This window comes from Methylobacter sp. S3L5C (genome assembly GCF_022788635.1).
In the GTDB taxonomy this organism is placed as follows: Bacteria; Pseudomonadota; Gammaproteobacteria; order Methylococcales; family Methylomonadaceae; genus Methylobacter_C.
Genome location: NZ_CP076024.1, coordinates 2,216,867 through 2,240,209, shown reverse-complemented (window position 1 = coordinate 2,240,209; position 23,343 = coordinate 2,216,867). Strand labels below are relative to the sequence as shown.

The window sequence follows — 23,343 nt, the reverse complement described above, 5'->3', positions numbered from 1 at the left end:
TTATAGTTATAAGGTAGGTTGTTTATCTGTAAACAGCAAGCCCGTTTTGTTCCTGTCCATGGAAAGGGATTCACGCTGATTATTACGCAGCAGTATCACCTGCTCTTTCGCTATCGATTGCAAAGTAATACCTCCCGGCAAGTCATCACCCGGACGGTATTTTTTTTGTGATTTGTCATCGGCCTCAATAATTGCATAACTGGAATTTTTTTGATCCGGCAGAAAAAAAACACCCAACAATTTGATTTGCAATTGTGTTTCTTGAGGTACACCGTTTTGATCACTTATTTGAATGGCATCAGACGGCAGCTGTCCAAATAAATGCCAATCATGGATAAGTAGAAAATCCCTTGGTTTATTTTCGGGTTTTTCTTGATCCAACATCTCCAAGTCAGTAGTTATCATGACCCGTGTTTTGGGAGTGCCAAAATCCTGAATAATTGGAATAGCTACATAAAGAAAATAGGCTAACGCAAGAATTAGAGCAGCTTTTGGAAAATATTGATTTTGCAGGATTGTGTATTTAAACACGACTGTAATAACTTAAGTACATATCAATTTTTGTCATTTTTTTATTATATGACGCTAATATGACTGCTTTATGACGTAAAAATTTTAATCAACCAAAAGCCAATTGACCTTAATACTTACACTGTTTTGCCGAGGACATAAAGATAAAATCAACAAGTCCTTTAAAGATTGCTGCACTTAGGATTAACTGCTTTTTAAGTACGGTAAAATCCAGCCCTACAGATTGATTTTTATCAGAAAATTTTATCCACCCCCCCTTAAATTCTTAAACAAGCTATTCTTTATGGCTAACTTGCGCTAACAAAAACATTACTCGCAACCCAAGCCCCTATTGGCTTTGAAACCTGACCCAATTGACGAACATTTTTAAATAATTCTATCAAGATTAAGAAATAAATAACTCACTCAAACTATTTAACTGAAGTTTCCCAATTTTCAAACAAAGCCAATCACGCTACCTATGCTGAATAGAGATTTAACGCAGGGTTTAGGTAATTTACAGCAAGTCCCACTTTAATTTCTTTTTCTATAGTACGTTACGACCCAAAAACCGTGCAACTTCTGCTATTTAACATAATTGTAATATTTACAAAGTATTCTTATTGAAAATATTTTTTATTTTCAGGTGTTTTGTAACGTAAAGATTTATCTTGCTCAAAACTTTTCACTATCTGATTGACAAGCATGCCACAAACAGTAACAAACAACTCTTCAATGAAATGTTCTAACACTGTCAAATACTTTTTATATAAGTTGAAGTATTCCTACTATTAACTTCTCTAAAAATTAACTTTTCCATTCCACAAAAATCAAGAGCACTCAACCATGAATATAGTAACCACACCCATCACCAACCTTTTAGTCATCGACAGCCAGGTTAGTGATTGGCAAAGTCTAGCCAGTGCTGCCACTGCAGGCACTGCTGTATTAATTCTGGATTCAGGCTCTGATGGTCTGACACAAATCAGCGATTACCTGACCGCTTTCGCCGCAAGTACAGCAGATTTTGTACCGTTACAAAGCATTCAAATCATGTCCCACGGAAGTGCCGGCAGTTTATTGCTGGGTTCAAGCACTATCTCGCAAGACAATCTAAGCTTATACAGCGAACAACTAGGCAACATGGGTAGCAGTCTGAGCGCCACCGGTGATATTTTACTGTACGGTTGTGATGTTGCCGCTGATCAAAATGGCGTGGATTTTATCAACCAGTTGGCCGTGTTAACCAATGCTGATGTCGCCGCTTCAAATGATTTGACCGGCTCAGCGGCTTTAGGGGGGGATTGGCAATTAGAAACGTCCACGGGAACCATTGAATCAGCGTTGGCTTTAAATACGGCAACTTTGAACAGCTATAAAGACATTCTTAACATATCAACCCTAGATGGTATTTCAGAACTGTTTATGTCAGTTTATGACTCTACCAGTGGAAACACTTATTCATTCGATACTGGTTTGACTATCGATGCTTTCATAACAGCTGCCAGCAATGCTGCTTATACCTATACTTTCGACCTGTCTTCAGATGCCAATTGGACATCTGGTTTTTTAGGTGCTGCAGGCTTTAATGCTGCGACTACTAGTTATGCGCTGATAGTGGGCAGCAATGTTTATACTGATGTTTTGATTACCTCAAGTGCAGCAGGTGGCTTAGTACTAACTGATACTATTGATGCATTAATTAGTAATATTCAGATCCAAGCGGGTCAAATTAACGGTAACGGTATCGATATCTCTAAAGTTGTTAATGATGGCGATATAGTAAATACCGGACAATTTAATAACTTTGATAATGCATTTGGCCTTCAAACTGGTGCTCAGATTGCCGGTGCTTACGGCTCTGCTTTAGCTTTTTTTCATGCCACTAATGTCCCTAATGCAGCAGGAGATGCGCTAGAGTCACACGTAGAGCAGTATGCCGGCTCATGGACATTGTCCGGTAACACTTTGACCTATGCTAAAGCAGTGACAGCGAATAACGCACCTACCGGCACAGTGACTATCATCGGTACAGCTGAGCAAAATCAACTACTGACAGCGGACATCAGTACCTTGGCGGATGCCGATAATTTGGGCACTATCAGCTACCAATGGTTTGCCGGTGAAAATGCCATTACCAACGCAACAAACTCTATATTGGCATTAACTCAAGCGGAAGTGGGTAAAGTCATTACCGTTCAGGCCAGCTATACCGACGGACAAAGCAATCTTGAAAAAGTATTGAGCTCTGCCACCACTGCTGTAGTCGATGTTAATGATGCACCTACCGGCACTGTCACTATCTCTGGCTTGTTTGAGCAAAACCAAATATTAACAGCCGCTAATACCTTGGTGGATTTGGATGGCATGGGTACTGTCCCGATTACTTACCAATGGTTGGCCGATGGCATAGCTATTCAAGGTGCAACAGCTGCTACGTGGACGTTAACTCAAGAGCAAGTGGGCAAAGCCATTACCGTTCAGGCCAGCTATACCGACGGACTGAACAAACTTGAACAGGTATTGAGCTCTGCTACCACTGCCATAACCGATGTTAATGACTTGCCTACCGGCACAGTCACCATCACCGGTACGGCTGAACAAAACCAAATATTGACAGCCGCCAATACCTTGGTGGATTTGGATGGCATGGGCACTGTCCCGATTACTTACCAATGGTTTGCCGATGGCGTACTCATTACCAACGCAACAGGCGAAACGTTTACCTTAACTCAAGAGCAAGTAAACAAAGCCATTACCGTTCAGGCCAGCTATACCGACGGACTGAATAAACTTGAACAGGTATTGAGCTCTGCCACTGCCAGCGTAGGACAGTTCAATAATCCACATACCGGTACCGTCACTATCTCTGGCTTAGTTGAGCAAAACCAACTATTGACAGCCGCCAATACCTTGGGGGATTCAGATGGCATGGGTACTGTCCCGATTACCTACCAATGGTTTGCCGATGGCGTACTAATTACCAACGCAACAGCCGGAACGTTCACCTTAACTCAAGAGCAAGTGAACAAAGTCATTACCGTTCAGGCCAGCTATACCGATGGACTGAATAAACTTGAACAGGTATTGAGTTCTGCCACCACTGCTGTAGTCGATGTTAACGATGCACCTACTGGTATCGTCACTATCTCCGGCTTGCTTGAGCAAAACCAATTATTAACAGCCGCCAATACCTTGGGGGATTTGGATGGTATGGGTACTGTCCCGATTACCTACCAATGGTTTGCCGATGGCGTACTAATTACCAACGCAACAGCCGGAACGTTCACCTTAACTCAAGAGCAAGTGAACAAAGTCATTACCGTTCAGGCCAGCTATACCGATGGACTGAATAAACTTGAACAGGTATTGAGCTCTGCCACCACTGCCATAACCGATGTTAATGACTTGCCTACCGGCACAGTCACCATCACCGGTACGGCTGAACAAAACCAAATATTGACAGCCGCCAATACCTTGGGGGATTTGGATGGCATGGGCACTGTCCCGATAGCTTACCAATGGTTTGCCGATGGCGTACTCATTACCAACGCAACAGGCGAAACATTTACCTTAACTCAAGAACAAGTGAACAAAGCCATTACCGTTCAGGCCAGCTACACCGATGGACTGAGCAATCCTGAAACAAAATTGAGCTCTGCTACCACGGCCGTAGTCAATGTTAATGACTTGCCTACCGGCGCAGTCACTATCTCCGGATTGATTGAGCAAAACCAAATATTGACAGCCGCCAATACCTTGGTGGATTTGGATGGCATGGGTACTACCCCGATTACTTATCAATGGTTGGCCGATGGCATAGCTATTGAAGGTGCAACAGGCGAAACATTTACCTTAACTCAAGAACAAGTGAACAAAGCCATTACCGTTCAGGCCAGCTACACCGATGGACTGAGCAATCCTGAAACAAAATTGAGCTCTGCTACCACGGCCGTAGTCAATGTTAATGACTTGCCTACCGGCGCAGTCACTATCTCCGGTACGGCCAGGAAAGATCAAATATTGACAGCGGCCATCATTACCTTGGCGGATGCCGATGGTTTGGGCAATATCAGCTACCAATGGTCCGCAAATGGTACAGAAATTGGAGGTGCAACAGCTTCAACCTTTACCTTAACACAAGACCAAGTGGATAAAGCCATTACCGTAAGAGCCAGTTATACTGACCTTCAAGGTACCCCTGAATTTGTAATCAGTAGTGCAACCACTCAGGTCGGTGTTAATCATGCACCGACGACTTCAGATGTCACCTTGTTACAAATTTTCGAGAATAGCCAACTCCGCATAATTACGCAAGCCGAGTTGATAATAAATGCAGTAGATTTGGATGGTGATGTGCGTACCGCTACCAGCCTGAGTATTACGTCAGGCAACGGTACTTTGGTCGATAATGTTGATGGCACCTGGAGTTACACGCCGGTATTAAACGATACCACGTCAGTAAGCTTTAGCTACACCATCACCGATAGTGTCAGTCCGACTGCAGGTACGGTAGCAGCGATAGCAACGCTGGATATTACGCCAGTGAACGCTACTCCGGAGGCAGGCTTGTTCAAATCATTTAGCAATGGCGTCAATACCTATATTAAGGCTGAGGCTTATGTACAAAATCCCGGACAAAATTTGGATTTAGACTATCAGATATATGACAAGTCACCTGATGCTATCGTTATCGGCAGTACTAGCAACGATTATATTAATATGGCTGGCACAGGTAATAAGGCAGCCAATGGTGGTGGCGGTAATGATGTTATTGATGGAACAACCGGCTCCAGCTTTTTAAGTGGTGGAGATGGTCTTAATACTTTCTTCATGGATGGAAGGGCTGCGGGGGTGACATGGTCAACGCTGACTGATTTTGACAAAGGTCAGGATAAAGCCACGATTTGGGGTTGGGTTAAAGGCGTCAGCACCATTAATGCCGGTTTTACCGACTTTAACACCGGTGGCGCAACCGGTTATACCGGTTTGACTTTGCATGTCCAGAATCTGCTACCGGAAGGCTCTGCCAGTGGTGCAACTAATTCCGCGTTAAATTCTTTGACACTGACCGGACATACCTTGGCAGAATTTGGCGCTTCTTCTTTAGCAGATTTGAATACTCAAATTATCAACGGCACCAATACGCATTTTATTGTTGGACAAACCATTGATAACCTGGGTGTTCATGATTACTTGTTAATCAGTTAACTGATCAATTTTACAGCCACTATGCCGGTCCGGGTTTGTAACCCTGACCGGAACGTTTAAAGGTTTCAATAGTGTTTAAAACATGAGTAACGGGGTTACAAACCCCGTCACGCTTTTGGCCGTAAATTAACAACGATGCCGGTCTGGGTTTGCAACCCTGACCGGAACGTTTAAAGGATTTAATAGTTTTTCAAAACGTGACAGGGTTATTGTCCTGTTACGCTTTTAACCCCATAATCATCTTCAAGCATATCGTCGAGATTAATTGTAGCTCGACAGGCCAGCCACCGACATCCCCGTTTCCCCTTCGACTATACTCAAAAGCACCCTGCTGACAGATATTTCAGGTATTTGGCAACAGCCTCATTGTATCCATAGATTCCCGGATAAATGATTTAAAGGCTTACAGATTCCATCTCTGATGCCGGTCTGGATATGCAATCCTGACCGGAACGTTTAAAAGCTTTCAATATGTGAGTAACGGGGTTACAAACCCCATCAGGCTTTTGCTTATATTGCAGGCACGAGGCGCCCTACAGAAAATTAAGGCAGTGAGATAACAATCGGGAAGGTATTCAGATGGATTTAACAAAAAGATAATGCGCTACCCGCCATTCATTACCTTCGCTATAGCCAAACAATTCTGCACAAGACATAAAAAATATGCGCCAGCGTTGCTGCCAGATATGCGCCTGTTTTTCGCCATAAGTATTGGTAAATACCGCAAGAATTTCCTGTTGATGTTGATCCATATTATCCAACCAGGCCTCGGCTGTTTTTTGGTAATGACTACCGGATAAGTCCCATTGCTGCTGTAGCTGTAAATCTTGTTTAAAATGCAACAAGGTATCTTGTGCCGGCATCAATCCGCCGGTAAAAAAATAGCGCCCCATCCAGTTATCTTCCCCCTCTGTTTCAAAAGGATAAGCCAACTGCTTATGACAAAAAATATGCACAAACAACTTGCCGTTCATTGTTAACCAACCGGTAACTTTACTTAACAGGCTGTCATAATTACGCATGTGTTCAAACATTTCTACCGAGACAATACGGTCAAATTGCTTATCAAACGTCAGTTGATTAACGTCACAGGTAAGAACTTCTATATTATCCAACCCGCGCTGTTTTGCTTGTTGCTGTATGTATTCGCGTTGACTGTTGGAATTGGAAACGGCGGTAATATGACTAACCGGAAAATGCTCTGCCATCCATAAGGTCAATGACCCCCATCCACAACCCAGCTCCAGTATTTGCTGACCATCTTTTAGTTCGGCACGCTCCGCTGTGAGAGCCAACATACGCGCTTCTGCCTGATCAAGATTTTCAGTTTGCTCATCCCAGTAACAAGACGAGTATTTAAGATGTGAGCCCAGTGCGTATTGGTAAAAAGCAGCAGGCACTTCGTAATGCTGGGCATTGGCAGCGCCGGTTTCTATCGCAATCGGGCTTTGCCTGAGACTTTCCAGTAATTGCTGGTAGCGCAGGTTGCGTTGCTCGGGATCATTGGCGTATTCATCGTGTAAACGTTGTTTTAACAATCTTTTGATGCCGAAACGAATCAGATTATCGGGTAATAATTTATGTTCTGCAAGACTAATAAGACTCATGATCTTCCTGTATTTGTGTAGTATTTTTTAACTGTTATTGGCATTTGATAAGACTGGTTTTCCACGAAAAGCACAAAAATCACAGTCGGTTCAATGTTACTTTGGAGTAGTAACGAAGCATGACAGGGCTTATAAACCCTGATAAAAATCAGGTAACTATTTGAAAATTTTCATGTCTTTCGTGTTTTTCGTGGACTATGGCTTTTATATTCAAGTAGCAGGCCACCACGGGAAAAACAGGCTGGTGGTTTTCTGGTACAAGCGATAATCGTCACCACGAGTACGCAAGGCTTGTTGTTCGGTAAACGGAATGCCGGTAAAAAAATATAAAAAACAAAACATCAATACAGGAGCAAGCCATAACCAGTATTGGTAATCACCGCCCCACCCCATCAGCGGATAAGCAAACCAGTGCAGCCATTCAAAAAAATAATTAGGGTGTCTGGAATACCGCCACCAGCCTTTGCGACAGGTTAAGCCGCGATTTTCTGGATTATTCCTGAATTCAGCCAATTGCTGATCAGCAGTAGTTTCGCCATATAAGGCTAAAGCGGCAAGCAGCAGGGCGGCAAAAACCAGTGGAGTTTGTACTTGCGTATTTTGGGCAACCGCCCAAAAAGGTAACGATAATACCCAGATAAATCCGGCCTGCGCTAAAAAAAAGGCAAAAAACCCCAGGTTGACATGCTCCTTCATGGCGTTACGCATGGCATGATAGCGACCGTCTTCAGCTTCTGAAAACACGCGGCGCTGTAAATGGCTTCCCAGACGTAAAAACCAGCTAAACGTCAGTATGCCCAAACTCAATTTTAACAACAACGGTGCGGAACCTGTTAACGCATACCAGGGTCCGGCAACCATCATGCCAAAAGCCCAGACGACATCAACAATACCGGCATTGCTATGTTTTTTTTGCCAGAGCCAGGCCAAGGCCATCGCCACGACACTAACTACTGCCAGAACAGTCAGACTACACATGCTGTTGCGCCTCTTTTTTTAGTTTTAAATATCTCGCCAACCAAAGCAGTAACGGCACGGTAACTGCCCAGCTAAAACCCAGCACCACAGCCCATAACCAGGATTCGCTGACAATATCTACTGCCCCCAAACGTGCCGCACCCAGATAAGATAAAGGACTGCTTAAACCACTTAATACGCCGGCAAGCACCAACCGTGATTGTAACCAGGCCAAAGAATGATTAAGTGTTAATGCCAGTCCCGCCCATAACAGCAGTATCCATAACGGCGCTCTCTCCGATAAATCCAGGTTATCCGCGTAATCAATCCAGCCGAGCTTTACCCAAGTCGTATCCAGGATAAGGCCTATTAATACGGCTATCAGCATTAACTGAACATCGCCATGTACTCGTCTGGCAGGGCGAAATTCCCAGAAAATAAAACCAGCCAGCACAACCGGAGCCAGCCAAAACAGTTGTTGAGCCGCGCCGATAATGGCACCAAACCATAAGGCCTGCATCCACAGCATGTTGATTCCGTTGTTAAGATTCATAAGCGGGTAACCATTGCTGACGACGATTGCCGGGTTTGGCTAATAATAATTGCACATTGGAAATTGATTTTTCTTTAAAACCGCCTTCGCAATAACACAAATAAAACTCCCACATACGGATAAACTCTTCGTTGTAACCTTGTGCCCTGACTTGATCGAGCGCCGCCATAAAACGTTTTCGCCAACTATTTAAGGTCAAGGCATAGCTTTCGCCCTGATCTTCAAGATTAATTAACCGTAAATCTGTACAACGTGAAGCACTGGCGACAATTACACTTACACAGGGGATAAAACTGCCGGGAAAAATATAACGCTTGATAAAATCCACGCTTTTTAAAGCCTGATAGTAGTATCTGTCTTCAATGGTAATTGCTTGAATCAAGCCTAAACCATTGGGTTTTAACAAAGCCGCACACTGTTTTAAATAGGTATCCAAATAATGATGCCCTACCGCTTCTATCATTTCTATTGAAACCAGTTTGTCATAACTACCGGTTAACTCACGGTAATCTTCCATCAACACCGTCACGCGATCTGCCACACCGGCATCGGCAATACGTTGTTTGGCTGCCTGATATTGTTCTTTGGAAATAGTGGTCGTGGTTATTTGGCAGCCATAGTTTTTGGCAGCATAAGTTGCAAAGCCCCCCCAACCGGTACCAATTTCCAGCACATGATCACTTGGTTGTAAATGCAGTTTCTGACAGATACGTTCCAGTTTGGCGGTAGAAGCCCGTTCCAGGTTTTGTTCCTCGGGATAAAAAGTGGCGGATGAATACATGCCATGTTGATCCAAAAACAAGGCAAACAAATCATTACCCAAATCATAATGCGCCGCTATATTTTTTCGGCTGTTTTGTTGAGAGTTACGATTGGCAAAATGCCATAATTTAAGCAACTGGTTAGCCATCATGGCCAACCCGCCTTCCATGCTATCGAGCAAGTCCCGATTGCGCACCAGTATTTGTATAACCTGGCACAGATCATCTGCCTGCCAGCCGTTATCCATATAAGATTCGGCTGCGCCGACAGAACCACCCAGCGCCACTTGCCGATAAAAACTCATATCCATAACCTCAATTCTGGCTTGTAAGCCATCATCGCCTTTGGAGCCCAAGACCACTTCACCCAAAGGATCTGATACCGTTAATACGGCATTTTCCAAACGGGCAAGTTTATCCAGAAACGCTTTGCGTAACAGTAAATCAATTCGTGTCGGAGCCTTGCTTAACGTTTCAGTAACTGCACTCATAGTATTCTCAATATTTCTATTCGGATTCTTTATCAGGGTGTCCATAAAAAGGCACACCTTTTAGCCACAAACGCAAAGCCTGCCAATAAATCGACAGGACTACGGACAACGTCAAAAAAGGATAACGTAAAGGTACATTACGCATGGCAAGGCGCGTCATTGCCTGTGCTTTTAACTGTAACGTCGCGTCAAAACAGCAGGCGTTATCCTGCTGCAACTGCATATGAATGGTCAGGTTTGATTGCTGTATCCCAAACTGCCAACGATAGTGTTGCTGCATCGGCATAAACGGGGAAACATGAAACTCTTTATCAAATTCAAAAGTCAATTTGTTGTTATGTAACGGCTTTTCACCGGCATCCAGCACATAGCAGTAACGCTCATTCCACGGTGTGTTATTAATATCTGCAAGAATAAAACGGGGATACTCGCTACCTTCGGGAAAACAAAAATAAAAACTCACCGGATTAAAACCGAAACCCATAAACCGCAAATGCGTTAACAAACAGATTCGCCCTTTAAAAGACTCGCCGGTCTGTGCCTGGATACGGTTTTTTACAGCATCGGATAAATTTGGCTCGATATTATCCAAATAATCGCTACGATAAAAACCAACCAGATTAAAGCGTTCTAAAGACCAAAAAGGGCTTGTTGCACTCACTTGGTCCAACTCATCAAGGTCTAGCCAACTCATAAAAACAGGATATTTAAAGCTGTGTTTTTTAGGCAAATAACGACGATGACGAATCCAGCCCTGGAATAATCTACTATTTAAACCCGTCATGTTTGCTGATCAATCAAATCAATAACTTCCTGAGCGCTTTTGGCACCATCTTCATGAAAGCCCCAGCCCCAATAAGCACCGGCATACCAAGTATTATTGCAGCCGTTAATTTCAGTACGCCGTTTTTGTGCCGCCAAACTGGCCGGGTTATAAACCGGATGATGATAGCTTCTCTGCTGTAATATTTTTGCAGGATCAATTCGGTCGGTACAGTTAAGAGTCACCAATAAAGGCTCTGGTGCAGCAATATTTTGCAGCATATTCATATAATAAGTTACCGTGCACCGTGCCTGGGTTTCGCTTAATTTAAGCGCATTCCAGCTAGCCCAGGCTTTAGGGTGCTTCGGCATTAAACCGGCATCGGTATGCAACACCACATCATTTTCCTGAAAAGTCATCGCTCCTAAAATTTCAGTTTCGTTTGCACTGGCATCCTGCAATAAACGCAGAGCTTGATCGCTATGACAGGCCAAAATTAGATGATCATATTGTTGCTCACCGCCTGAAGTCTTTATGGTCACGTTGGTTTTGTTTCGAGTGATTTCCTGTACGGGACAATTAAGCCGCAAATCACCGTTAAATTGCTCCATAAAAGCTTCAATATACTTTGAAGAACCACCGCAAACGGTTCGCCATTCAGGTCTGTTGTCGGTTTTCAGCATTTGGTGATTAGCCATAAAAGCGACAAAATACCGGACAGGGAAATTTTTTACCACGTCCGGTGGGCCAGACCATAAAGCGCAAGCCATTGGCAGAATATGGTCATCGATAAAAATTTGGCTGTAATGTTGTTGCTGTAAATAGTCACCTAGCGTCAACACATCATCAGTACTACTTAACAGTGCCGGTGCTTCACGGTAAAAACGCAAAATATCCCTGACCATACGATAAAATGAGGGGCGTAATAAATTACGGCGCTGACAGAACAGTTTATCCAGGGTAGTCGCGTTGTACTCAAGTCCGGTAAGTGCATTAGTGACGCTAAAGCTCATAGCAGACGACTGCGAAGCAACACCCAAGTCATTTAAAAATCGGCAGAAATAATGATAATTGTGTTCGTTGAAAACAATAAATCCGGTATCAACGGCATAGTTTTTCCCGGCCAAAGTAATCGTATGTGTATCGGTATGGCCACCCGGATAGCTATTGGCTTCATACATGGTAACTTGATGCTGTTTACTTAAATAGTGCGCTGCATAAAGCCCTGAAATACCACTACCGACAATAGCTATCTTCATTATAACGGTACCTTTTTGATAAGGTTTGAGTGTAACCGGTTAGCCGGAACTGGCTGTAAATCCCAGATAATACCCAATAGCGACATTAAACGAAGCAAATAATAACTGATGTCAATTTCCCACCAAAAAAATCCTTGCCTGGCCGATACTGGATAATGATGATGATTGTTATGCCAGCCTTCACCTAATGCAAATATCGCTATAAACAGGTTGTTGCGGCTCTCGTCCCCGGTTTCATAACGCTTGCTTCCTGTTACATGAGCCAAAGAATTAACCAGTAAGGTGCAGTGAATCAATATTATGGACGACACAAAGTAACCCCAAATCAACATTTGCGGGCCATTGGTATGTAATTCCGGAAAAGCCTGTTCCAGATACATGCCTAAAAACAACATGGACAAGGCATAAAGTATGGGAATAATGCTGTCAAAGCGATCCAGTAAAACCAGTTCAGGATATTTAAGCAGATCACGGACACATTTTTCCTGTGTCGTAAAGTTTTTCAGGCATAAAAACCAGCCCATGTGGCTCCATAAAAAACCAAACTTGGGGCTATGAATATCTTTATCGGTATCGGAATAAAGATGATGACGTCGATGATGCGATGCCCACCAGATAGGACCTCGCTGGGTTGCCGTTGCCCCCAACAGCGCAAACAAAAACTGGCAGAATCGACTGGTTTTAAATGCCTTATGAGAAAAATAGCGATGATAAAAAGCAGTAATGGCAAACATGCGCACGAGATAAGAAGCCAAAGCTACCCATAACGCCACCGGACTAACGCCTACTACCAAAACCAGTAAACAGATCAAATGCATGGCAATAAAAGGAATTACCCGCATCCAGTCAATCGCTTCACCCACATTATCAGCGACTTTTACATTGCTGTTATCAAACCAAATAAGCACTTTGGACACTATTGCTTGCAAAGACATCAACTACTCCACAGTTGTGATTATTTAAGAAAATTTAATTTAAAGGGGATTCTGACTGCTTTCAGGATGACTAAAGTCACTCCTGTAATCCGGATAAAAAGTCATTCTTTAAAAAATATGCTTAAAATAAATGATTTATTTTTAAGGTAATATCGAAAAATTAATAACCCTAAGTGACGCGGAATTATTGTTTATTTACAACCACTGCAAGAGCAGTTGCCGAGGCGAAAAGACAGGTACGTGACACACTAAGTAACTATTTTGACAGCAGCGTAAAACAATAAAAAGACCGGTAAACTTAGGTTATTCTCAGGAAATCACCCAAGTTATTCAGTCAAAAAAACGCATTATTTACACAGGTATCGACAGTCAAAATCAGGATCATTGTTAATACTTCTAAAGCATTAGCTGCATCTGCCTGGATTGCAACTTTTAAAACCCCTACAATCCTTAACGTAACATAACGTTTGCATACGTCAATAACGTGACAGAATATTTATCCTGTTCATTTTTTATCATACCAGGTCCTTTTTTCGGTCATATAGTTACCCTGATATGTTTTGTTACTCTTATGTAGAGCGTGTAAGACCTGCCCGACTACAAAAAATAGCCTTGGAAAAATTCAGTCTGCCTTGGCTTCCTGGCTGCCTTTTGCTGGTGTTTCCCAACCTACACGACTATGACCCAACGTTGTGCCGGTAGCAAAAGCAAGGTCGATAATCGCAACCTGATAGTCACCAATCGCACGTACTTCACGTAGTTGAGACTCACCAAGGCGAGTGAGGGTTTCCAGTACTTCAGTCATGGTTCGCAAGCCTTCACGAAATTGCTTTAGCTCTGCATCGTAGTTTAGCCCTGCGAGCAAAACATTCTGACGCGTAGCCAAAATACGTTGCCAGTTCTGTCCTACCTGATCCAGGGCATCATAAATTTCCCGACGCACATTGAGCTCCCGTAGCTGCGCGGTCGTTAAACGTTGCAGGCGTTCCTGTACCGCCCTATCCAGCTTGGCACGACGCACTTCGTTGGTAAGCGGCATTTCCATGCGTACTCCCACCGACCAGTCGGAATAGTCCCCACCAGTTGTCTGGTCAAAAGCACCGCTAAAAGACGATGAACTCCGTCCCAGCGAAGCATAGCTATAGTCAAGCATGAACATTGGCAAAGTTTGGTTTCGCAGATAGTCTATCTTGGTCAGATCGGCAGCGAGCTTTAGCTCCAGTTCCAGCAACTCAAGCCGTCCAGTCAAGGCACGCTGTACCAATTGTTTGCGGTCAAATTTAAATTCGACCAGAGTTGGCGAGGATTCCGTAATCAAAAGAATAGACGAATCCAGATCCAACAGAGGATCGTTAAGAAATAACTTGAGTTGGCGTTCTTTAAGCTTGAGTGTGGTTTCTGTAACAATCAGCCCTTCCATTCGCTCAGCTACACCAATTTCGGCACGATTAATTTCTACTGCAGCTGTTAGCCCTGCCGCTACGCGCTTTTTAACCATCGTTAAATTTTCTGCCGCATTTTCGTATTGCTGAAGACGCACTTCCAACTCGCCCCAAGCGACATAAAGCCCCCAATAAGCACGTTCGACAGTGGCCAGTACCCGAATAGCCTGCAAGCGGGTCTTCACATCCACGGCCTGTTGTTCGTACTCTGCGATACGGATACTGGCGACATTGTTATCAATCCCGCCATCACGCAACAAAGGCTGACTGATGGAAAAGCGCATCGCATTTAGATATTGATCAGAGGCAACTCCCTTAAACTGCTTTTTTTCATCGAAGGGTACGCTAAGAGTGATTTTGGCACCCGTTCGTAAAGGAATGACCACACCGGTATCCATTTCCATAATTTGGGTGAGCTGCGGGACAGCAGTCAACTTGTCCACTTGACCGCTCAGTGACGACTGGTCCGGATCAGCCGGGGTAAACGTCACTACATCGAGGTTTTGAGCGGGAGTATTCTTGCTGCCATATTTGACGCGGGCAAAAATAAGATCGTCAAATTTCGCTTCTTCCTGACTCATTACTGTAGCCGCAATCTTGGGATCAATCCGGGCAATTTTTAAGTCCAAATTATTTTCCAGTGCCAACGTTCTTGCATCGCTAATCGACAACTTTTTGCTGCTTTCGGGCTGAGTTTTTGGGATAAGCCGGGCATTAAGGTTTGACGCACCGCTTATGACAGACTTTGCCAATACAGGAGGCTTTTCTGACGCAAGAGCCTTTTCCATCTCCGGGGTTTGCACCGATTCAAGGAATAACTGTTTAACGGCTTTAGGCGAGGGTTTCAATCCTGCAGGATCATCAAGCACTTCAGATCCACTCAGTATCGGCTTTACAAGCGGCACAGTTCTATTGGTTGGGAGCCTGCCCTCCCTGAACTTAGGCAAGGCCTGCTCGATACTAACCGGCGAAGTTTTGGAAAGCAACTTCAACGGCAGCCCTTCATCGTTGTTGAGGCGTTCCTCAACGCGGCGCTCCAAATGTCTATCAAGCCCGTTGTCAAAGTAATAACTGCAAGCAGTCAGCAAGGGCAACAAAAGCAAAAGACCTAAGGGGAAAACTTTCATGCCGCCGTTCCCTATAGCGGCGAGACAAGAGGTTAACGCCGGCAAGAACATCCAAAAGGGATGCGCAAAATAAAAAACACGCCTGTTTTTCCTCGAAACAGCATCATTGGGGCAGAAAAGTAAAAATCGTTTCATAACTGGTTATTTCAATTTTTTGTGAGCCAAATCAGCCACCGGAGTTTCCGGCGTGAGTTGTGGCGGAAAAGCATTCAACTGACGCCAAAGTTCATAGACCATAGTGACGCGATTAAGCAATACCCAACCCTTAACACGCACACCCTGACGAAGAAATCGCTCTGCCGGCCAAGGCTGGTCAGTTTTATCAGGGATAATCAGCACCCGGAACTTGCCTTTGCCATCGTCGGTAGCATCCACGAAGGCAACGGTACCACCGAAAGTACCAACTGCCACTTCAGGCCAACCAGCAAACTGCAGGGCTGGCCAACCCTCAAATTGCAAGCGTGTATGGCGGCCCGGCATAATTAAAACGGCATCGTTGCCATCCACCCAGAGTTCCACAGCCTTGACGTCCGGATCCGGCACCAGAACCAGCAAAGGATCGCCCTGTTTAACAATATCGCTTTGCGGATTAACTAAAAGGCGCAAGACACTGCCGTCGCGTGGAGCTTTCACCACTTGTGATTGTTGACGCGACAAATCAACCTCACTTTTCAACAAGCTGGTACGGCTATCTTCCAGTTCACTTTGAGTTTTGTTGGCCGCAGCACTGGCCGAGTCGATGCGTGCCTGGGCATCGGCACGAATGCGTCCGATCTCGGTTCCGGTGGCACGCTGCTCAGACAAGCCTCCACTCAACGCAGCCTGACCACTGTTTAAATTACGCAAGGCAACAATTCCATCACGTTGTGCAATCTCAACATCACGTTTCGACACCAACCCATCGACCAGTAACCGTTGCAATCGCTCGCTCTGAACGGATGCAGCCTCCAAGGTTGCACGCGCTGAAGCTATCGCCTCATTAGCAGCAACAACTCGCTGGCGAGCCACGTCCAACCGGTACTGCGCAGTGGCAACCTGTAAATCACGGGTTGCAACCAGATTATCAATCTGTAGACGATAAGAACTTAACTCCTCTTCCTTGGCCACCAGTTTGGCGGCAGCAGCTTCACGCTGCTGACCCATACGTTTAAGAAGGTCGGGGTCAACGTCAACAATTTCCAACAGTACGTCGCCAGCTTTTACTTTGCTTCCTTCTTTTGCCAGCCATTGCACAATGCGGCCGGAAACCGGTGCATCGACATTCTGCTGGCGTTCGATTGGAGCGAAGGCGGTAACCCGTCCTGTGCCGGTAATATTTTGTTGCCAAGGTGTCAGCAGTAAAGCAAATGGCGTTAACAAAAACAGCCAGACAGCGGCTCGCGCCAACAAACTGATCAGGCGTGGGGTGTGTGCAATAGAGAGTGCGGAAAGGCGAGAAGGTGAATCAAGCATGGACATCAACCTCTTGTAAATTCAGCACACGTCCACACAGGCTGGCAACCGTTGCCGAACCAGTCAATATCAGCATTGTCCAAGGTGCATCGTTAGCGAACAGCACAGGAATAATACCGCGCAGCGTAACCTCATCAATATCGTCAAGAATTCCGTCCAAAATCAATAAAGCAGGGGAGCCTGCAATCGCCCGAGCCATCATCAACAGTTGTGCCTGAGTAGCCGATAAAGGAGTACCACCTGGGCCAAGTTCAGTATCCAGATCAGCAATTTCTCCCGGCAGACCAACTGCCTCCAGCGCCAGCTTTACCTCATCCAGGCCAAGTTCTGACCGCCCGAGACAAACGTTTTCAAAGAGACTGTCTTCAATGATTTCTATGCGGCCAACCACGGCAATTCTGCTACGCAAGACTTCCAGGCGCAAACTGCCCAAATCGACACCGTTTATTTCAACAGATCCTTTTGCCGCTTGCTGCAGGCCACACAAAAAATTCGCCAACGTAGTTTTACCACTTCCTGAACGACCAAATACCGCAACTTTTTCACCCGGCTGAACGTAAAAACCAAGATTGGCAAATACCGGTCGTTTAGCGCCAAAACCGAAGCATAAGTCACGTACCTCAAGCGATACCGGACTGGTCATAACAGGCTTAACGCCATACTCACGTTCGATTGGCAAATCCAGTAAATGGCCAATCTTGTCAGCACCGGCCATCAAATCGTAAAAACCTTCCAAATGCTTGCCGAACTTGATCAGCGAAACAAGTGCCGAAGACACGATTAATTCGGCAGCCACCAACTGCCCCAGAGACAGATGACCATCAATAACCAGATACCCACCGATAGCCAGCAAAGCCGTACTGGCTACCGCATATAAAGTCACCGAACCAATAATCTGACGTAGCAATACCTTATAATGGTTACGCTTTGCATCCAGATAGGCGAGTGCCAGTATATCGGTTCGCTTGGCTGCCAGTTCGGGTCCACCGTTAAATTTAAACGTTTGCATATTACCGGCAATAACTTCCAACCAGGCAACCAAGGCATACTTGGACAAAGATTCCTGAATGGCGGTAGCGACACCACCACGTCCCAGCACGAAAATAATGAAGCTGATCGATAATAACAACACAACGTCAAAGGCCAGCAAAAACGGATGATAAAAAGCCAGCATTATCAGGCCGACACAGGCCTGAACCACTGTACTCAAGCCGTCCAGAAGCAATGAGGAACCGGCTTTCTGTACCGTGAGTACATCGAAAAAACGATTAACCAACTCCTCGCCATTATGCTGCTGGTAGGTATCATGCCGCGCCTTGGGCAAGCGGCAACCCAAATCTGTAGCAAGACGTACAAAAACACGTCGCTGCACAATTTCCACCAGATATGATTCCAGCACATAAACGCCGCCGGCGAACGTCAGAAAGAAAAACAGGATAGTCGACAACACCAGCAAGGGTTGTCCCATGCCACCCATTGCCACCGTATTGACCAATGCCTGCACTGCAACCGGCGAAGCCAGAGCCAGCAAACCGGAACCCAAGGCCAAGCCCAGCACCAGCCATAAATCAGCATGATCGGCACGCATTAGCTCAATAAGCCGATGTAACGGTGACAGATGCTTGTGATGATCTTGACTGACTGCATTGGCAAGCGGTGCCTGCGCTTGAACCAATAACCACTCACCAAGCTCTCCGCCAGACAACCCCAACAGCTCGCTTACAGCGGTGGCTCTGATTCGGCGCTCTTCAATCATCTCGCCTTGCACCAAGGCTACGCGCACCTGACCGGCACGAAAGCCATAGACAATAAGCCAGCCGTGGCCATTGGAAAGACGCGCCACCAGTGGTGTCTGTGCAGCGGATGCCTCGGCTGCTTTGCCTGGAGTCAAAACCACACGTTCCATACGCAAGCCAATATTTTCAGCACTATCGGACAGATTACTCAGCTCATCATCGGAATCCAGGCAAATGAAACGATCCAATGACTTGGGTAATCCGGTTTCTAATTCTAATAATCCCAGCAGAAAACCGAGCAATGTTTCCCTGGCTTGTTTACGCAGCTGATTATTCTTGTCGTCGTTGGCAATATTCATCTGAACCAAAATCCTGTTATTAGTAACTTAAGTTATTTCCTACAAAAATAGTCCCAGCTTACTGGTCTTTTTATTCTTGGACATCACCTTAAGCAAAAGCGGATACTGGTGATACTTTTCGGACTACCACTAAAGCAGGATAATCTTATAGATACCATCCTTTCCAGGGATAGTATCTATACCGGCTTAAGTTGATAGCCGCTTTTCGCTTCAAAAACCCTACTTCAGCCGGTATTACGCATTCCTGCTGCAATAGCGTTAATGGTTCGCAATAGTGGCTTCATCCAGGGACTGTCATGCGGATGCTCCGGGTCAATTTCCCTTAATTTGCGCAACAAAAAGACCTGAAGATAATTGAGTGGCCCCAGATAGGCATTCCGGCGATTCAAGGAAGCGGCCAAGGCCGGGTTATCGGCTAACAGCCGATCGGTTTCGGCAATCTCCAAAATCCACTCCACACAACGTTGATGCTCACTGGCAATCAAGCCATAAACCCTCTTGCCGGTTTCCGGATCAACGCACAGCCCCGCATATTCTTTGGCAATGCTCATGTCGGATTTGCTGAGCGCCATTTGGGCGTTACTCAACAGATTGCGAAAAAACGGCCAGTCCCGATACATGGCTCGCAACGTTTCCAGACGCTCCGGTTTGCCTGCACACCAGGTTGAAAGACTTATACCGATGCCGTACCAGGCGGGAAAAGTCTGCCGCGATTGTGCCCACGAAAATACCCAACCAATGGCGCGGACCGAGTTTTTTGAGCGATCACCTTTTTTACGATGTGACGGCCGTGAACCGATATTGAGACCCCCAATTTCGCTGACCGGTGTTGCTTCGTAAAAGTAATCCAGAAATCCGGGGGTACGCTCGGTCAGTTCGCGGTAACTGTGTTCGCCGATTCGTGCCAGCTCATCCATCACCGCCAAATCTTCAGGACGATCATGCAGCACCGGTTGCACCAGGCTAACACTGGCTTTGAGTAACCCGGTGACACCCATTGTTAATTCATAAATAGCGGTTTCCATGTTGTTATAACGGTAGAACAACACCTCACCCTGCTCGGTAAATTTAATCTGCCCACGCACAGTATCCGGCGGCTGCGCCAGGATAGCTTCATGAGTTGGGCCGCCGCCGCGTCCTACCGTACCGCCACGACCATGAAACAGACGACATTTTAACCCGTATTGTTCAGTGATGGTGATTATTTGCCGTTGTGCTCGCGACAGTCCCCAGGCTGAAGCCAGAATGCCGCCATCTTTACAGGAATCGGAATACCCCAGCATAATCTCCTGACTGTCACCTGAAATTCTCAGCAACTCACGATAAGTCTTATTATCAAACAATTGAGTAAGTACTTCTTCAATCCTGTCCAGATCATCGATGGTTTCAAATAACGGACTAACACCAATATGGCAATGCCAATGACCGCCAAGGCGGCCAACCAAACCGCTTTGTGCCGCCAACAGCATCACCTCCATAATGTGACTGGCGTTGTGGGTCATCGAAATTACATACTTGCCGAAACAATCCGGGCCTATTTCCCGTCTCATGCGTGCCATAACCTCAAACGCTTCCAACGTTTCGCAGGTAGCAGCAGACAGCACAGCCTTATTAAACATCAATCCACCCGGCGCAGCGATGGTTTCGCTCAACAACTCAAGGCGTTGGTTCTCAGATAAAGCGTGATAATCCAGCCCCAGCGTAGCTGCCAAAATATCTGCCACAGCATCGGTATGACGGGTTGATTCCTGACGTACATCCAGTTGCATCAAATGAAAATCAAAGGTTTCAGCCAGACGTATTAAGTCGTGCAATTCCAGATCAGCAATATTCGCATCGCCGTGACCGCGTAAGGACGTATCGATCAAGCGTAGATCACTCACAAACTCGGTCATACCTGAATAAGCATGCCTGTTCGGCGGTTCAGGCTCACCGCGCAAGTTTAGTTGTACCTGTATCAGGGCGCATTCCATACGATACTTCATCAGCACCAGCTTATGGCGGTAAGGCTCTTGTAAATAAGCCTTTTCCAGTTTGATTACCGCTTCACCCAGCATGGCTCGATCGGCCTCAAGACTGTCGACAAAACCCGAGGAGAGTTCACATAACCCATCAGAATGAGAAAGCTGATTTCGCAACTCATCCAATCGACGAATGTATTCCTGCAAAATAACTTGTGCTTGCAGCCGCAAGGCCAAAATCGTAGTTTCCGATGTGACATTGGGATTGCCATCGCGGTCACCACCTATCCAGGAACCAAAGCGTAAAAAGCTGGGCACACGAATTTGTCGGGCCACTTCTTCACCGTATACGTCACTCAAAGAGCGCTCAAAATTGCGGTAAACACGCGCCGTCGCCTGGAACAATGACAGTGAAAAATAGAACAAACCGGCATCAATCTCGTCCGCCACCCCAAGCTTGCGGGTGCGCACTTCATCAGTTTTCCACAACAATTGAATTTGACATTGCAACCGATCCAGCACTTCTCGACGTAAATAACCCTTCAAGCGGTTATCACCCAAAGCTTCCTGGGTTAGAAACACATTGCGTAAGGCACTCTTGACAGTTCGCCGTTTGGCCTCGGTCGGATGCGCAGTCATGACCGGCAAGTACAACAATTCGTCCAGCAATACCTGGAGTTTATCCGCTGTTACTCCCGATTCTTTTAATGCCAACAAGGTGTCATGAAAAGAACCCTTCCAATAGTGACCGCTCTGTTGCTGCCTGCGTAGCTTCAGGTAATAAGATTCCTCGGCGATATTAAGCAGGCTGAAATAGCGATTGAATACGCGTATCACCTCACTGATAACGTCGGTATCCAGTCCTTCTACCGCTTCCAGCAGATGCCGACGCTTGGGCAGACTTCCATCACGTAACATGCCGGTAAAGCGACGTTGTAATTGCTCGACTGCAACCGCTATTTCCGGTCGAACCTGAGTATTCAATACCCGTGTCAGTAAAGATCCCAACAAGCGGATCGAGTGGCGGAGTTCTTTATCATCGGATGCTATATTCACAATTTGGATTCCTTACAGTTAGGGGTTTGATCGACTAACAAACGGCTGACTAAAAAGCGTTGCCAGGTAATCTTACTATTTTTCATCGTTAATCCTGACTTGGGTGAGTTGATGAGTTATAGCCTACACAAAGACATTGTTATTGTTAAATAGAATGTTTAGAATAAAAGCATCGGAATTTACGATACATTTAATAACTATGCAGCGTATCAACTATCAGCACTTGTTTTATTTCTGGAACGTAGCGCGCGAGGAAAGCATCACTCGCGCCTGTGAAAAGCTACATCTGGCACAGCCGACCATTAGCGGCCAACTAACCGTATTTGAAGAAGCGGTCGGGGAGAAACTGTTCTATAAGAACGGGCGAAAAATGGCACTGACGGATACCGGCCGCGTTGTGTTTCGTTATGCGGACGAGATTTTCTCCCTGGGCCAGGAGCTGACTAATACATTGAAAGGCCGTCCAACCGGACGACCCCTGCGATTGGTCCTCGGCGTGGCGGATGCTTTGCCCAAACTGGTTGTATATCGCCTTATTGAACCGGTGTTTCAGCTCCCGGAGCCGGTGCAGATTGTCTGTTATGAAGATAAAGCTGAGCGCCTGATGGCAGAGATATCACTACAAGGCATTGATCTGGTTTTATCAGACGCACCTCTCGCGCAATCCAGTAGTGCCAATGCCTTCAACCATCTTTTGGGAGAATGTACTGTTACGGTATTTGGAACGCCACAATTGGCTGCGGTTTACCGTCCGGATTTCCCCCGCTCCCTGACCGGAGCACCGTTTCTACTACCAACCAGTAACACGGCGCTCCGACGCTCTCTGGACCAATGGTTCGACACCGAAAACATCCACCCAAAAATACAAGCAGAAATTGAAGATAGTGCGCTGATTAAAACGTTTGGGAGCGGCGGCGCCGGATTATTCGTCGCACCGACCACCGTAGAGACAGAAATACAACGCCAGTATGACGTAGAAGTTATCGGCCGAATCGATACAGTGAAGGAACGCTTCTATGCCATCACTGCACGCAGGAAAATGAAACATCCAGCCGTTACTGCAGTGCTGGAAAATGCTCGTGAGAAATTATTTTGACGCCTATCGGTTACTGCTCCAAACAGGGAGTGACGGACTTGCTGTCAACATTTTTCATGGAGCAAGC

Annotated in this window: 14 protein-coding genes; 2 read left to right on the top strand and 12 right to left on the bottom strand. The window is 45.7% G+C overall.

Features of this window, described 5'->3' with window-relative positions; translation table 11 throughout:
- Positions 1-6 precede the first annotated feature (6 nt).
- A complete protein-coding gene (locus KKZ03_RS10040; protein ID WP_243221349.1) occupies positions 7-531 on the bottom strand; it encodes a type II secretion system protein N in 525 nt (174 codons plus the stop codon).
- An 825-nt stretch (positions 532-1,356) separates the two neighbouring features.
- Between KKZ03_RS10040 and KKZ03_RS10035 the strand changes: the two genes are divergently transcribed.
- The gene (locus tag KKZ03_RS10035) at positions 1,357-5,721 is read left to right on the top strand and encodes a DUF4347 domain-containing protein (RefSeq protein WP_243221348.1); all 4,365 of its coding nucleotides are present in this window, start codon (positions 1,357-1,359) and stop codon (positions 5,719-5,721) included.
- Positions 5,722-6,296: 575 nt separating this feature from the next.
- Here KKZ03_RS10035 and KKZ03_RS10030 read toward each other — a convergent pair.
- The 11 genes from KKZ03_RS10030 to ppc all read right to left on the bottom strand — a co-directional run bounded on the left by KKZ03_RS10030 (position 6,297) and on the right by ppc (position 22,180).
- Complete coding sequence (locus tag KKZ03_RS10030) at positions 6,297-7,328, bottom strand: cyclopropane-fatty-acyl-phospholipid synthase family protein (RefSeq protein ID WP_243221347.1); 1,032 nt, start codon at positions 7,326-7,328, stop codon at positions 6,297-6,299.
- A gap of 210 nt (positions 7,329-7,538) precedes the next feature.
- Positions 7,539-8,306, bottom strand: a complete 768-nt coding sequence (locus KKZ03_RS10025) for a DUF1295 domain-containing protein (RefSeq protein WP_243221346.1) — start codon at positions 8,304-8,306, stop codon at positions 7,539-7,541.
- A complete protein-coding gene (locus KKZ03_RS10020; RefSeq protein ID WP_243221345.1) occupies positions 8,299-8,838 on the bottom strand; it encodes a DUF2878 domain-containing protein in 540 nt (179 codons plus the stop codon). Before KKZ03_RS10020 ends, KKZ03_RS10025 begins: the two co-directional genes overlap by 8 nt.
- Positions 8,828-10,090 carry a cyclopropane-fatty-acyl-phospholipid synthase family protein gene (locus KKZ03_RS10015; protein ID WP_243221344.1) on the bottom strand — a complete coding sequence of 421 codons (1,263 nt, stop codon included), beginning with the start codon at positions 10,088-10,090 and terminating at the stop codon, positions 8,828-8,830. Before KKZ03_RS10015 ends, KKZ03_RS10020 begins: the two co-directional genes overlap by 11 nt.
- A gap of 16 nt (positions 10,091-10,106) precedes the next feature.
- Positions 10,107-10,874, bottom strand: coding sequence for a DUF1365 domain-containing protein (locus KKZ03_RS10010; RefSeq protein WP_243221343.1), 768 nt, complete (start codon positions 10,872-10,874; stop codon positions 10,107-10,109).
- Positions 10,871-12,112 carry an NAD(P)/FAD-dependent oxidoreductase gene (locus KKZ03_RS10005; RefSeq protein WP_243221342.1) on the bottom strand — a complete coding sequence of 414 codons (1,242 nt, stop codon included), beginning with the start codon at positions 12,110-12,112 and terminating at the stop codon, positions 10,871-10,873. The genes KKZ03_RS10010 and KKZ03_RS10005 overlap by 4 nt, the downstream gene beginning before the upstream one ends.
- Entirely contained in the window at positions 12,112-13,047 is a 936-nt protein-coding gene (locus KKZ03_RS10000; protein ID WP_243221341.1) for an acyl-CoA desaturase, read from the bottom strand. The genes KKZ03_RS10005 and KKZ03_RS10000 overlap by 1 nt, the downstream gene beginning before the upstream one ends.
- Positions 13,048-13,669: 622 nt before the next feature.
- Positions 13,670-15,616 (bottom strand): TolC family protein, encoded by a 1,947-nt coding sequence (locus KKZ03_RS09995; protein WP_243221340.1) that lies wholly within the window; start codon positions 15,614-15,616, stop codon positions 13,670-13,672.
- Positions 15,617-15,757: 141 nt separating this feature from the next.
- A complete protein-coding gene (locus KKZ03_RS09990) occupies positions 15,758-17,068 on the bottom strand; it encodes an HlyD family secretion protein (RefSeq protein WP_243221339.1) in 1,311 nt (436 codons plus the stop codon).
- The gene (locus tag KKZ03_RS09985; RefSeq protein ID WP_243221338.1) at positions 17,061-19,163 is read right to left on the bottom strand and encodes a peptidase domain-containing ABC transporter; all 2,103 of its coding nucleotides are present in this window, start codon (positions 19,161-19,163) and stop codon (positions 17,061-17,063) included. Before KKZ03_RS09985 ends, KKZ03_RS09990 begins: the two co-directional genes overlap by 8 nt.
- Positions 19,164-19,387: 224 nt before the next feature.
- Positions 19,388-22,180: a phosphoenolpyruvate carboxylase gene (ppc, locus tag KKZ03_RS09980; RefSeq protein WP_243221337.1), complete on the bottom strand. Its 2,793-nt coding sequence runs from the start codon at positions 22,178-22,180 to the stop codon at positions 19,388-19,390.
- 142 nt (positions 22,181-22,322) lie between these two features.
- On the opposite strand from ppc, the gene nhaR reads away from it, so the two are divergent.
- Positions 22,323-23,276 carry a transcriptional activator NhaR gene (gene nhaR / locus KKZ03_RS09975; protein ID WP_243221336.1) on the top strand — a complete coding sequence of 318 codons (954 nt, stop codon included), beginning with the start codon at positions 22,323-22,325 and terminating at the stop codon, positions 23,274-23,276.
- Positions 23,277-23,343: the final 67 nt, after the last annotated feature.